The organism is Flagellimonas sp. 389 (genome assembly GCF_018449435.1).
Taxonomy (GTDB): Bacteria; Bacteroidota; Bacteroidia; order Flavobacteriales; family Flavobacteriaceae; genus Flagellimonas.
Map to the genome: position 1 here is coordinate 49,961 of NZ_JAHCMU010000015.1, position 13,404 is coordinate 63,364.

Sequence of the window (13,404 nt, forward strand, 5' to 3'; positions counted from 1 at the left end):
AGCTATTTTTTTACCAGGCCAAGTTCTATAAGGCGTTCATGCAGGTATTCACCAGCCGTGATGTCCTCAAAACCTTTTGGGTTATCTGCAGTTATGCAATTTTCTAGGCAATTTAAAGGCATTTCGCTCACTGGATGCATAAAGAAAGGAATAGAGTACCTAGAAGTTCCCCAAAGTTCCTTTGGTGGATTTACAACTTGGTGTATCGTAGATTTTAATCTATTGTTCGTCAAGCGTGAAAGCATATCCCCAACATTGATCATAAGCTGATCTGGCTTTGCAATGGCATCTACCCATTCGCCTTCATGGTTCTTTACCTGTAACCCCTTTCCATGGGCACCCATAAGAAGCGTAATAAGATTGATGTCCCCGTGTGCTGCGGCTCTTACCGCATTTTTTGGTTCCGCCATAATGGGTGGATAATGTATGGGTCTTAAAATGGAGTTTCCGTTTTTTATCCACTCATCAAAATACAGCTCATCGAGCCCCAAGTGAAGTGCCAATGCCCTAAGTACATATTGCGCTGTTTTTTCCAACATTTGAAAGGTTTCCTTCCCAACTTTGTTGAACTCGGGTAGCTCATCGACCATTACATTCTTTGGATATTCGGCTTCAAGTGCTGGATTGTCTTCAACATATTGTCCAAAATGCCAAAACTCTTTCAGGTCGCCTTCCTTTTTCCCTTTGGCGTGTTCTTTTCCGAAGGAAGTATATCCCCTTTGGCCTCCTATACCTTCAATCTCATATGTATCTTTTGATTCTTGCGGGAGATGAAAAAACTGTTTGATTTCTTTATAGAGCTGCTCTACCAAATCATCGGAAAGAAAGTGACCGCTCAAGGCCACAAAACCGATATCCTCGAAAGCTGCTCCTATTTCTTGGATGAACTTTTCTTTTCTAGATGCATCACCAGACACAAAATCTTTAAGATTTACACTTGGAATAGCACTCATACGATTCATTTTAGTTTAGTTTCAAAAGTAATGAATTAAGCGAAACGTTTTAAGGATTTGCATAGTCCATAGGATGCTTTTTACTATTTTTACCCTTACTGAATTTACGTGAATGAGATACCATATTGGCGATTTAGACCAACAGAAATTACTGGATTTATACGCAGCTATGCTGAAGCCCAGAATGATAGAGGAGAAAATGCTCATTTTATTGCGACAGGGAAAAATTTCCAAATGGTTTAGTGGGATAGGGCAGGAGGCTATTTCAGTTGGTGTAACACATGCTTTAAAGTCAGAAGAGTATGTATTGCCAATGCACCGAAATCTAGGTGTTTTTACTTCTAGGGGAATTCCGTTAAATCGACTTTTTAGTCAGTGGCAGGGCAAACAAAATGGATTCACACAGGGTAGGGACCGTAGTTTTCACTTTGGCACCCAGGAATATAAGATTGTGGGCATGATATCTCACTTAGGCCCACAATTAGGTGTGGCCGATGGTATTGCTTTGGCAGACATGCTAAGGAGAAAAAAACGGGTTACAGCTGTTTTTACTGGCGAAGGCGCCACCAGTGAAGGCGACTTTCATGAAGCTTTAAATGTTGCTTCGGTATGGAACCTGCCCGTACTTTTTTGCATTGAGAACAACGGTTACGGACTTTCGACACCGACCAAGGAACAATACAATTGTGAGAACCTAGCGGATAGGGCCAAAGGATATGGTATGGAATCCAGGATTATTGACGGAAACAATATCCTGGAGGTGTATTCTAAAATTGATGAACTCTGTAAGGCCATAAGGAAAAGACCAAGACCCGTACTTGTGGAGTTTCAAACATTTAGAATGCGCGGACATGAGGAGGCGAGCGGTACAAAGTACGTCCCAGATAAGTTGATGAAGAAATGGGCAAAAAAAGACCCAATTTCCAATTATGAAGCTTTTTTGCTGGAAGAGGCGTTAATTTCTACTGCGGAAATAGAAGTGCTTAAGTCCAAAATCACCGAAGAGATCAATTCGAATCTTCAGCTTGCGTTTGACGAGCCTCCAGTAGAGTGTATTCAAACTAAAGAATTAAAAGAAGTATATAAATATTTTGAATATCAACATGTTGATTCCAATTCAGAAGTAAAAAATATTCGACTTGTGGATGCAATTTCGCAAGGTCTGGAGCAATCCATGGAAAAATACAACGAGCTGATTATTCTTGGGCAAGACATTGCGGATTACGGAGGTGTTTTTAAGATAACCGAAGGATTCACCAAAAAATTTGGAAAGAGTAGGGTAAGGAATACCCCTATTTGTGAATCTGCAATCGTATCTGCTGCTATGGGGCTATCTATAAATGGGATGAAAGCAGTAATGGAAATGCAATTTGCCGATTTTGTTAGCTCCGGATTCAATCCTATTGTCAACTATTTGGCCAAAGTGCACTACAGATGGGGAGAGAAAGCCGATGTGGTTATACGCATGCCTTGTGGTGGTGGAGTAGGTGCAGGACCGTTCCATTCTCAGACCAATGAAGCTTGGTTTACCAAAACACCGGGGCTAAAGGTGGTTTATCCTTCTTCTCCATATGATGCAAAAGGCCTTTTGGCAACAGCCATTAATGACCCAAACCCTGTTTTGTTCTTCGAGCACAAAGGATTGTACAGAAGTGTCTATGGGGATGTGCCTACAGATTACTACACTTTGCCATTTGGAAAGGCCAATTTGCTGAGCGAAGGAGACATGCTATCCATAGTGACCTACGGTGCGGCTGTTAAATGGGTCACAGATTTTTTGGATAAAAGCAAAGAAATAAACGCAGATGTCATAGATTTGCGAACATTACAACCTCTAGACATTGAAGCTGTTTACACTTCGGTGAAGAAAACAGGAAAACTATTGATACTGCAAGAAGATACCTTATTTGGAGGTATTGCGAGCGATATTTCGGCAATGGTCATTGAAAACTGTTTTGAGTATTTAGATGCTCCGATTAAGCGAGTTGGGAGCTTGGAAACACCAATTCCTTTTGCAAAAGGATTAGAGGAAAATTACTTGCCCCAAAAAAGGTTTGAGAAAGCGTTGAAAGAGATTTTAGACTATTAATTTTTACCTTTTTAACTAACTTTTAACAAGACAAATAGATTATTACACTGTTACGACCGTATATATAACTTAAATCCAATATAAAAACTCCAATTTCTTATGGTAAAACAAACATTTTTATTTCTGGCATTAGCAACTTTTTTGCTAACGTCCTGTTCGGTTTCAAAAAATGCGAGGACACAACGAAATCTTTTTAGCGGTACTTGGACATTGAACAATGTATCTTACGAAAACAATACAGGTAATTTTAAATCCGTCATTTTCAATGATGCCGAAGATATCTGCTTTGAAGGCAGCGATTGGTTCTTTAGGGACAATAATAGTACGGGTAGGTACACGATTTCATCCAGCACGTTGTGTCAAGGAGGTGATCGTTTCTTTAGATGGTCTGTTGTCGAACCTTCTCAAAACTACAGTAGTCAATTACAATTTAAGTTTATTGACGAAAAACGCAAAGACATTTCTGGCGGGTTTGGGTACCGCCTTAACATTGCCAATATCAATGAGCAATCTATGACACTTAAGTCAAATGTATCCGTAGACGGACAACCAGTAACCATAGTATATGAATTCACAAAAAAATAAACAGATGAAAAAAATATTCTTTAGAAGCACAACTTTTGTTTTAACGCTAAGTTTGATGTTAAGCTGTAATGCTGTAAAAAATGCCAATAATACTCAAAAAGGAGCTGGAATTGGGGCAGCAGGAGGTGCCGTAGTCGGTGGTATAATCGGAAACAATGTTGGAAAAGGAGGTAATACCGCTTTAGGAGCGATTATTGGCGCTGTAGTTGGCGGAGCTGCTGGTGGATATATCGGTAATCGAATGGATAGACAGGCGGAACGTATTGAAGAAGAGATTCCAGGTGCAGAAGTAAACAGGGTAGGTGAGGGAATCAACGTAACCTTTAATGAGGAGGCTGGTGTTTATTTTGATACCAGCAGGTCTGACGTTAAAGGGACTTCAGCAACTACTTTAGATAAATTGGCTGGAATTTTTAAAGAGTACCCAAATTCCAATGTTTTGGTTGAGGGTCACACAGATAGTGCTGGCAGTGAAGAGTACAACTGGAAGTTATCACAACAGCGAGCCGAATCCGTTACAGCATATTTGGTTTCCAAAGGAATTTCCAGAGGAAGATTTACCACGAAGTGGTACGGAGAGACCCAGCCTCGAGAAAGTAATGAGACTTCTGCTGGTAAAGCAAAAAACCGTCGTGTGGAATTGGCCATTGTTGCTAGTGAAGAACTGAAACAAGAAGCTTATCAAAATACGAACAGGTAAATAACCCATCTGGTATTTATTTTTAGAATCCCCGATCTGAACAGGTCGGGATTTTTGCTTTTAAAGCGTTATCTTCATGAGGTGAATGATCACGAAGTACTTATCGTAGGTGGAGGGTTGGCAGGATTAACAGCTGCATTGGATTTGGCGCAGCGAGGGAAACAGGTTTTGGTTATTGAAAAGAACACCTATCCAAATCATAAAGTGTGTGGAGAGTATGTTTCTAATGAGGTCAAACCCTATTTAGAACATTTGGGATTCTCTTTATCGGATTTTAGCCTACCAGAAATCAATACATTTCAAATAAGCACTCAAAAAGGTCGGGTCATTCAAATAGATTTACCGTTGGGGGGCTTTGGAATAAGCAGATATGCTCTAGATTACCATCTTTATATGCTGGCCAAGAAAAAGGGGGTTGTTTTTCAATTTGATACTGTTACCAATATTCAGTTTATGAATGATAGGTTTTTGGTTACCCTTTCAACTGATAAGGAAATCTTGGCCAAGGTAGTTTTAGGGGCTTTTGGGAAACGTTCTAACTTAGACGTTAAGCTCGATCGTGGATTCATAAAACGGAAGTCCCAGTGGCTAGGTATAAAATGTCATTATGAGTATAGCGGTCATCCTTCCAATTTGGTTGGGTTGCATAATTTTCCTGGCGGATATGGAGGCTTATCGGAAATTGAAGATGGGAGCTTGAATTTCTGTAGTTTGGTCAATTATGAAAGCTTTAAAAAGGAAAAGAATATCACTGCTTTTAATAAGAATGTGGTGTCGCAAAATCCGTTGTTAAGGGAGTTTTTATCCAATGCTTCTCCAAAATTCGAAAAATCGATAAGTATCGCCCAGATTTCATTTGAAAAGAAAAAAGCAGTTGAGAATCATATATTGATGTGCGGAGATACGGCAGGATTAATACATCCACTTTGTGGCAACGGAATGGCTATGGCGATTCATAGCGCAAAACTTTCAGTGGAAAGTGTAATGAACTTTTTGGAAAAACCTACTTTTTTGAGAGCGGACATGGAAAATGGGTATCAACAAGAATGGGAAAAGAATTTTAAGAATAGATTATGGATGGGGAGGCAATTACAGACGCTAATGATGCATACCAATTGGTTTAATTTTGGAATGAATACAGTCGCAAATTCAAGAACAGTATTAAGGAGCTTAATTCGCAGTACCCATGGAAACCCAATCACGATTTAATGGATTTTTCAGTAAGAAGCAAGGAGCCGGAGCTCATGGATGATTCAAATATGAAGTTTGATACATTAAGTGAAGCCTATGCGGATATTAATAGATGTAACAGTTTGTTGGGTGGAGATGGGATAACACTAAATGCTGTGTGGGATTTAGTTAAAATGGATGTCAAAAAATCGTATACGATTTTAGATATGGGCTGTGGGGATGGTACTATGCTTAGGAAGCTTTCCGATTTTCTAAGTAAAAGGGAAGTTTCGCATAGTATGATCGGCATAGATTTAAGAGATGATGTACTTCGTATTGCCAAGGAAAAATCAATAGATTTCCCTAATCTTACGTTTAAGAAAGTAGATATTTTAAAAGCAGATTCAGAACTCACTTGTGACATTCTGATCAACACGTTGACTATGCATCACTTTGATGAAGACCGGATAGATGCATTTTTGAAACAATTTGTGCATCTTGCCAAAATTGGCGTAGTTATCAACGATTTACAACGCAGTAGAATGGCCTATGTGCTTTTCCATGTTTTTGGTTTGTTTTTCATAAGAACCAAAGTGGCAAAATATGATGGTCTTGTTTCCATTAGTAAAGGTTTTAGAAAAGAGGAACTTATTGCATTGTCAAAAAATATACCAAATGTTATCCATAAAATTCAATGGAAATGGGCTTTTAGATATGTTTGGATAATGAACTTTAAACGACAGTATAGTTAATGAATTCAGTTCGTGTTGTGCAGGTATCTAAGCAAGTCCCCATTTATAGTAGAGATACATCGGATATCATTCCTTTTATAAATACATGGCTTTCGGGACGGGATGAACGCTTCCGTAGAAAGGTGGTCAAGATATTTGAGGGTGCAGGTGTTGATCGTCGCTTTGGCATCATGGATATTGAAGAAGTCTTTATGGCCACTTCTTTTGAAGAAAAAAATGCTATCTATGCTAGAGAAGCAAAAATATTGGGGAAGAAAGCTTTGGTCAAAGCATTGGCAAAAGCCAACTGGCAAAGCGAATCGTTGGATTTCATAATTGCGGTAAGTTGTACCGGCATTATGATTCCTTCGTTGGATGCATATTTGGTCGATACAGTAGGGTTGAAACAAAATATTGTTAGGCTTCCTGTTACCGAAATGGGTTGCGCCGCAGGCGTGTCCGGTCTCATATATGCTGCTAATTTTCTAAGGGCAAATCCTGGAAAACGTGCCGCCGTAGTGGCGGTTGAAAGCCCTACGGCCACTTTTCAATTAAATGATTTTTCCATGGCCAATATGGTCAGTGCCGCAATATTTGGTGATGGTGCTGCATGTGTTTTACTGTCTTCGGAATCTGACTCCCAGGGGCCGAAAGTGATCGGAGAAGAAATGTATCATTTTAAAGATGCTACTCATCTAATGGGCTTTGACCTAACCAATACTGGATTGAAAATGATTTTAGACCCAGCAGTTCCTCAAGTAATAGCAGAACATTTTCCAAAAATTGTCCATCCATTTTTGCAAAAATTTGATTCAAATATTGAGAAAGTGAATCATTTGATTTTTCATCCAGGAGGAAGGAAGATTGTACAGACGGTTGAAGAATTGTTTGGTAAATTAGGGAAGAATATTGATGATACGCGGGAAGTGTTAAGGGCATATGGTAATATGAGTAGCGTTACCGTGCTCTATGTCTTGGAGCGATTTTTAGAGAAGGACATTGAACCTGGAGAACAGGGAATGGTGTTAAGTTTTGGCCCAGGGTTTTCTGCACAGCGTGTTTTATTGGAATGGTAATTTGATTGGATAACAATGAGTGATACAAAGAAATGGGCATTGATATTGGGTGGTAGTAGCGGACTTGGTTTGGCGACTGTAAAAAAACTTGCTGAAAAACAATTTAATGTAATAGTTATTCATAGGGATAGAAAATCTGATTTAGAGGAAATTAATGATGTTTTTCGAGAAATTACTTTAAGTAGAAAAATATTGCATAGTTTTAATATCGATGCTATAAACCCTGAAAAGCGGGAAAGGCTGATACAAGAAATTACAAAACTGGTCAGGACAGAAAAGATACACGTGCTAGTCCATAGTATTGCAAAAGGTAACTTAAAGTCAATGTTGGATGAAGAAGGGAATGTGCTGAGTAACCAGGATTTTCATTTGACTATTGATGCGATGGCAATAAGTCTTTATGACTGGGTGAAAACATTGGATAGGAAGAAGCTCTTTGCAAAGGACACCCGTATAGTCGCTTATACCAGTGAAGGTAGCTCCAAAGCTTGGCGAAGTTATGCAGCGGTATCCGCTGCAAAAGCTGTCTTGGAATCAATTGTCCGAAATATAGCGTTGGAATTTGCACCGAAAGGCATCAAGGCGAACTGTATTCAAGCTGGTGTTACCGACACGAAATCCCTTCAAATGATTCCGAATAGTGATTTGCTTATACAGGAGTCATTACGAAGAAATCCGAATAATCGTTTAACGACTCCAGAAGACATAGCGAATGCAACATACCTTCTAACATTGGAAGAGGCCAAATGGATAACCGGAACTGTTTTAAAAGTAGATGGTGGGGAAAGTTTGCAATAAAGTATGATGATAAAAAAAATAATAGCATTATTGCCATATAAGGCTCCTTTCCTGTTTGTGGATGAAATCAATGCCATTAATGAAAATGGGGTCGAGGGGACCTTCGTGTTTAAAAAAACTTCTTCTTTTTATAAAGGCCATTTTAAAAACTTTCCCGTCACACCAGGTGTAATTCTAACAGAGTGCTGTGCCCAAATTGGTGTAGTATGCCTTGGTATATATCTTCTTAAAGATGAAATTGAGGAAGATACCGAAAAAAACCTGCAAATAGCCTTAAGTAGTTCAGAAATGGAATTTTATCTACCCGTATTCCCAGATGAAATGGTAAGGGTTGTTTCGGAAAAGGTGTATTTCCGGTTTAATAAACTAAAATGTAAAGTGAAACTTTTTAATTCAGAAGACAAGCTAGTATGCAAAGGTATTTTGGCAGGGATGTTTAAACAAGAAGGGAATGGGAAATAGAGTTGTTGTAACGGGTATGGGGGTCTGTGCACCTAATGGGATAGGCCTTCCTGAATTCACAAAAGCGTTAAAAAATGGAACTAGCGGTATACGCTTTCATAAAGAATTGGAACAATTAAAATTTGGATGTCAAATTGCTGGTAAACCGATTATTGAAAATATTAATTTAAATAATTACTTTACTAATCTGCAATTACGTGGGCTTAACGCAAGCGGAGTGCTTTATGGTGTTATTGCGGGTAAGGATGCTTGGCAAGATGCGGGCCTGCCCATATTTTCCGAAGAACATCCCGATTGGGATAGTGGGGTTGTATTCGGAACGGGAATTCTGGGTGTAGATAAGTTTCGGGAAGCAATTTATCAAGTGGATGAAGGTAATGTGCGACGATTGGGGAGTACCTCGGTAATCCAGACCATGGCTAGTGGAATCAGCGCTTATTTGGGAGGCATGTTAGGATGTGGAAATCAGGTTACGACAAACTCTTCTGCTTGTACCACAGGTACCGAAGCTATTTTAATGGGGTATGAACGTATAAAATCCAAAAAAGCCGTTCGTGTATTGGTCGGCAGTTGTAGCGATAGCGGGCCTTATGTTTGGGGCGGATTTGATGCTATGCGTATACTTCCCAGAGGTTTTAATGCTAATCCCGATAAAGCTAGCAGGCCAATGAGTGCTTCTGCTTCCGGATTTATTCCAGGTAGCGGGGCCGGAGCCCTCGTTTTAGAATCTTTGAAGAGTGCCCTACAACGCAATGCGATTATTTATGCGGAGATTTTAGGAGGAAACATAAATAGTGGTGGCCAACGCGGAGGCGGCACTATGACAGCCCCAAATAATGAGGCAGTCGTTCGCTGTATCAAATCAGCCGTTAATGATTCGGGTATTACTTCTAAAGAAATAGATGCCATTAATGGTCATTTGACCGCTACAACAAAGGATACGGTCGAAATACAAAATTGGAGCAATGCCTTAGGACTTTCAAACATGGACTTTCCATACATCAATTCGTTTAAAAGTATGTTTGGACATTGTTTAGCGGCAGCGGGTAGCATTGAGTGTGTTGCCACGTTATTGCAATTTCGAGAAAAACAGTTATTCGGGACCATAAACTGCGAAGACGTACATCCAGAAATAAGCAAAGTAGTGGACAATTCAAAAATTCCACAAAATACAATCGATTTTGAGCCTAAAATCATAGCGAAAGCAAGTTTTGGTTTTGGTGATGTAAATGCCTGTATTATTTTTAGCGCATATAATCAGTGATAAACCTAAATATTGAAGATGCAAGAACAACAACGATATCAGAAGTTAAAAGAAATCATACAAACCTATTTACCAGACGATGTTTCTGTAAACGACATAACACCGGAAAGTAATTTTACGCAGGAACTGAATATCAATTCCGCTAATTTGGTGGACATTGTATTGGATGTAGAGGATGCTTTTGACATTATGCTAGAGAATGAGGATATGGATGGTATGCAAACCGTTAAGGATGCATTATTGATTATCGATACCAAACTTGCTGAAAAATGAAAGATTTTCTAAACTATGCAACCAGTAAGCTCAGGGTAGATAAACGATTGGTGTTTTTATACTGTTTGGTATATTTTACGTGGGGTATGGGCATGAACTGGTTTGGTGCTCAAATGGAAATAGCAAAGTTTACATTTTGGTGGCAGGTAATCACATGTTATATTCTTTATATGGTACCAATTTCCTTGCTCTTGAAAGGGTTGCCCTTTCACGCACAATATGCCTACGGACTTATAGCAATGGGGCTTTTAGAGCTTAGCGGATATGCCTTGCAGACATCCTACGCGTATCCGAACAATATTTTAGATCAGTTCCTTAACATCCGTAATTTCAGCTTGGGGATGGCCCTCTTTTTTGCATTGTATTTTCCTCTGGGCAACTGGGGTGTTTCCAAAATTTACAATGCTTTGTTTGGGCGATAAGTCGATATGCTTTACTCGATATCAAAAACCATTTTGACCTTAACAAGATTATCAGCTCTGTTTTTCTTGATTTTAATACCGTAGTCAATAGAATAAAGACTTGCGACACCAATAAGTTGGTTTCCATCTTGGTTAAAAGTGATGGTTATCGACTTGGTAATATCCTTAATTGTTAGATTGCCGATGACAGTTAGCTTTTCACCTTCAGATTTTACTTGCTTGCTTTCAAATCGTATTCTTGGATAATCATCTGTGTCAAAATACTTTCCACTTTTTAGGGACCAATTCCTAAGACCATTGTTGGTATCCAAAGTTTCCGAAGCAACGGAACCTGTAAGGATGGAGTTTTCAGGGTTTTCAAAGTCTATAACCGATTCGGACTCAAAGCCAGAAATAGTTCCTTTGGTTTCCTTGGAAACAAATTCAAAAGAAATTTTGGCATTGGTTATCTGTTTGGTTTGACCTTTTAAGGTGTGGATAGATAACCCTAGCACCAAAAAAACAACAATCTCAATATTTCTCATAGCCTATTTTGTTACAAAATAACAGATTTGACTTTAAAGAAACAATTACGAAATTATTTGAGGAGAAAACTGAATTTTGTTTAACTTCCATAGCATCAGGACTAGAAAATTCCTACATGGCCATTATCAAGATTCAAGAAATTAGTGCCTATTGTAATCAATAATTCACAAATATTTGTATATCAGTTTTTTATAATCATTATTTATACGTAACTTAATTGTTAAATATCTAAAATGACGTTAAATTTTCTACAGCAGTGTAGGATAATTAGTAAATTGAATAAAAGTTTAGGGATAATGAAAGTATAAACAAAGTGCCATGAATGATATTAACGAAAACAAGACGGTCCAAATTCAAGAGTTGCTCATTAAAATAGAGCGTAACAACAATATCATTCAAAGACTTTCGAAAAAATTAAACTCGTATACCTGTGAACCCCATAATTCTTCTTGTTTTGAAAAAATGTACGACTTAAAGCATAATTTTAAGGTTTTCTCCGGGCAACAAAATCAAATCATGCGGTTATTAAATCAGAAAAAGGGAATGGCAGAAAATATGAACAAAGAATTACAGTTGCATTTAGAGCGCTTTAAACAATTGGAAAGTGATGTGGCTGCTTATCTCTTAGACATGAACCAATATTCCTAAACCTTTTAAAGGGCTTTCATAATTAGATATGAATGCTCTTCCGCTAAGTTTTTTACGCTACGAAACATTCGTATTATTGTAATCAACTAATCAACATTACTTTTTAATGGGCAGGTCTTCGAATGGAGCATTGGTCATCTTGGCTTTTTTTGCTATTTACGTTATTTGGGGCTCTACATATTTACTGAATAAGATTGCAGTATTAGAGCTACCTCCGTTTATGTTGGCTTCCTTTAGATTTACTACTGCAGGTCTTTTAATTTTTATTTTGGCCAAAATTTTGGGCATTAAAATCACCATTACCAAAAAACAGTTGTTGAATACCATTATTGCAGGTTTTTTGTTTCTAAGCTTTGGTAATGGAGTGGTAGTATGGGCATTACGATATGTTGATACCGGCTTTGCAGCATTGGAAATATCGGCACAACCGCTTATTATTTTATTATTGATGCGTATTCTTCAAGGTAAAAAAATACAACCCATGTCCGTGGTAGGAGTAGTTTTTGGAGTTATTGGTATCTATCTACTGGTGAGTCAAAAACAGATAATTAACAAAGAAGATTCTATTTTGGGAATGGTAATGATATTTTTCTGCATGCTAAGTTGGGCATATGGCAGCCTCTTCGTGTCCAAAGCAGATTTACCTGCCAATTATTTTGTAAATACGGGATATCAAATGTTTACGGGAGGAATTATTCTGGCATTGATGAGCTTGGGTTTTGGTGAAAACTGGACATCACCATTGGTTTGGAGCGTCAAAGTGCAGGGCGTAATGCTTTTATTGGTTGTCTTTGGAAGTATTTTGGCTTTTACCTCGTTCAATTATCTGTTAAAATCGGTTTCTCCTGAGAAAGTGGCTACTTCTACCTATGTAAATCCTATCGTTGCTTTAATTCTAGGACGGTACTTTTTGAATGAACAAATTACTGTACAATCTATTGTTGCAGCAATTGTCTTACTCACAGGAGTCTATTTTATCAATACAAAAAAAACCTTGGCTATTTTTGAGCGTTTTAAGCGATAGTGTTTGTGATAATGTTGTATCGCAATATTTTTAGGTTTCGGTTTAAACCTTAGTACCTGAAAAATTATAGAAAAATGTTAATAATGAACGTTCAAGGGCATTTTATTGCATGAATATTCTGAAAAACAAATATTTCGACCCAACCATTTGCTATCTTTAGACTCTTATTAACATATACTAACTTTAAAATTATAATTACGAGTAAAATTTATGGCTAAATCACAACAGACTTATAACAAATCAGAAAGAGAAAAAAAGCGTTTAAAGAAAAGAGAAGAGAAGCAAAAAAAGAAGAATGCCAGAAAGGCAGAAGCCAAGGAAAGTGGTAAATCCGGAATTCAATTTGCTTATGTGGACCACAACGGAAATTTAACGGATACACCGCCGGATCCTACACAAAAAGTTGCTGTAGAGGCAGAGAACATAACTCTTGGTATTCCCAAAAAAGAGGATATTGAGGAAGAAGAGTTTGATCCAATACGAAATGGTAAAGTTTCCTTTTATGACAATTCAAAAGGATTTGGCTTTATAATTGATTCTGAAACACAGGAAAAATATTTTTGTCATGTCAGTGGATTGATTGACGAAATTGCAGAGAACGATAAAGTATCTTTTGAACTCGAAAAAGGGATGAAGGGCATGAATGCGGTTCGGGTAAAGAAGATTTAATTTTAGGGACTAAGA

Annotated in this window: 16 protein-coding genes; 14 read left to right on the forward strand and 2 right to left on the reverse strand. The window is 38.1% G+C overall.

Annotated features, from left to right (window positions below; genetic code table 11):
* Positions 1-2 precede the first annotated feature (2 nt).
* Positions 3-953 (reverse strand): isopenicillin N synthase family oxygenase, encoded by a 951-nt coding sequence (locus KIM67_RS13595; RefSeq protein ID WP_213832102.1) that lies wholly within the window; start codon positions 951-953, stop codon positions 3-5.
* A 112-nt stretch (positions 954-1,065) separates the two neighbouring features.
* Between KIM67_RS13595 and KIM67_RS13600 the strand changes: the two genes are divergently transcribed.
* From KIM67_RS13600 to KIM67_RS13650, 11 genes are all read left to right on the forward strand, one after another.
* The gene (locus KIM67_RS13600; protein WP_213832103.1) at positions 1,066-3,042 is read left to right on the forward strand and encodes a thiamine pyrophosphate-dependent enzyme; all 1,977 of its coding nucleotides are present in this window, start codon (positions 1,066-1,068) and stop codon (positions 3,040-3,042) included.
* A 99-nt stretch (positions 3,043-3,141) separates the two neighbouring features.
* On the forward strand, positions 3,142-3,627 hold the full coding sequence (locus KIM67_RS13605; RefSeq protein WP_213832104.1) for a lipocalin family protein: 486 nt from the start codon (positions 3,142-3,144) through the stop codon (positions 3,625-3,627).
* A 4-nt stretch (positions 3,628-3,631) separates the two neighbouring features.
* Positions 3,632-4,327: an OmpA family protein gene (locus KIM67_RS13610; RefSeq protein WP_250149263.1), complete on the forward strand. Its 696-nt coding sequence runs from the start codon at positions 3,632-3,634 to the stop codon at positions 4,325-4,327.
* A gap of 81 nt (positions 4,328-4,408) precedes the next feature.
* The gene (locus tag KIM67_RS13615; protein ID WP_213832106.1) at positions 4,409-5,536 is read left to right on the forward strand and encodes an NAD(P)/FAD-dependent oxidoreductase; all 1,128 of its coding nucleotides are present in this window, start codon (positions 4,409-4,411) and stop codon (positions 5,534-5,536) included.
* On the forward strand, positions 5,536-6,249 hold the full coding sequence (locus KIM67_RS13620; protein WP_213832107.1) for a methyltransferase domain-containing protein: 714 nt from the start codon (positions 5,536-5,538) through the stop codon (positions 6,247-6,249). The genes KIM67_RS13615 and KIM67_RS13620 overlap by 1 nt, the downstream gene beginning before the upstream one ends.
* A complete protein-coding gene (locus KIM67_RS13625; protein WP_213832108.1) occupies positions 6,249-7,304 on the forward strand; it encodes a type III polyketide synthase in 1,056 nt (351 codons plus the stop codon). The genes KIM67_RS13620 and KIM67_RS13625 overlap by 1 nt, the downstream gene beginning before the upstream one ends.
* 15 nt (positions 7,305-7,319) lie before the next feature.
* Entirely contained in the window at positions 7,320-8,102 is a 783-nt protein-coding gene (locus KIM67_RS13630; RefSeq protein ID WP_213832109.1) for an SDR family oxidoreductase, read from the forward strand.
* A gap of 3 nt (positions 8,103-8,105) precedes the next feature.
* The gene (locus KIM67_RS13635; RefSeq protein WP_213832110.1) at positions 8,106-8,564 is read left to right on the forward strand and encodes a 3-hydroxyacyl-ACP dehydratase FabZ family protein; all 459 of its coding nucleotides are present in this window, start codon (positions 8,106-8,108) and stop codon (positions 8,562-8,564) included.
* Positions 8,554-9,828 (forward strand): beta-ketoacyl synthase, encoded by a 1,275-nt coding sequence (locus KIM67_RS13640; protein ID WP_213832111.1) that lies wholly within the window; start codon positions 8,554-8,556, stop codon positions 9,826-9,828. Before KIM67_RS13635 ends, KIM67_RS13640 begins: the two co-directional genes overlap by 11 nt.
* 18 nt (positions 9,829-9,846) lie before the next feature.
* Positions 9,847-10,101 (forward strand): acyl carrier protein, encoded by a 255-nt coding sequence (locus KIM67_RS13645; RefSeq protein ID WP_213832112.1) that lies wholly within the window; start codon positions 9,847-9,849, stop codon positions 10,099-10,101.
* Positions 10,098-10,523, forward strand: coding sequence for a hypothetical protein (locus KIM67_RS13650; protein WP_213832113.1), 426 nt, complete (start codon positions 10,098-10,100; stop codon positions 10,521-10,523). The genes KIM67_RS13645 and KIM67_RS13650 overlap by 4 nt, the downstream gene beginning before the upstream one ends.
* An 11-nt stretch (positions 10,524-10,534) precedes the next feature.
* Here KIM67_RS13650 and KIM67_RS13655 read toward each other — a convergent pair whose 3' ends face one another.
* Positions 10,535-11,047 (reverse strand): YceI family protein, encoded by a 513-nt coding sequence (locus KIM67_RS13655; protein WP_213832114.1) that lies wholly within the window; start codon positions 11,045-11,047, stop codon positions 10,535-10,537.
* A gap of 319 nt (positions 11,048-11,366) precedes the next feature.
* Between KIM67_RS13655 and KIM67_RS13660 the strand changes: the two genes are divergently transcribed.
* From KIM67_RS13660 to KIM67_RS13670, 3 genes are all read left to right on the forward strand, one after another.
* Entirely contained in the window at positions 11,367-11,696 is a 330-nt protein-coding gene (locus KIM67_RS13660; protein ID WP_213832115.1) for a hypothetical protein, read from the forward strand.
* A 106-nt stretch (positions 11,697-11,802) separates the two neighbouring features.
* Positions 11,803-12,720, forward strand: coding sequence for an EamA family transporter (locus KIM67_RS13665; RefSeq protein WP_213832116.1), 918 nt, complete (start codon positions 11,803-11,805; stop codon positions 12,718-12,720).
* Positions 12,721-12,930: 210 nt separating this feature from the next.
* Positions 12,931-13,389, forward strand: coding sequence for a cold-shock protein (locus KIM67_RS13670; RefSeq protein ID WP_213832117.1), 459 nt, complete (start codon positions 12,931-12,933; stop codon positions 13,387-13,389).
* Positions 13,390-13,404: the final 15 nt, after the last annotated feature.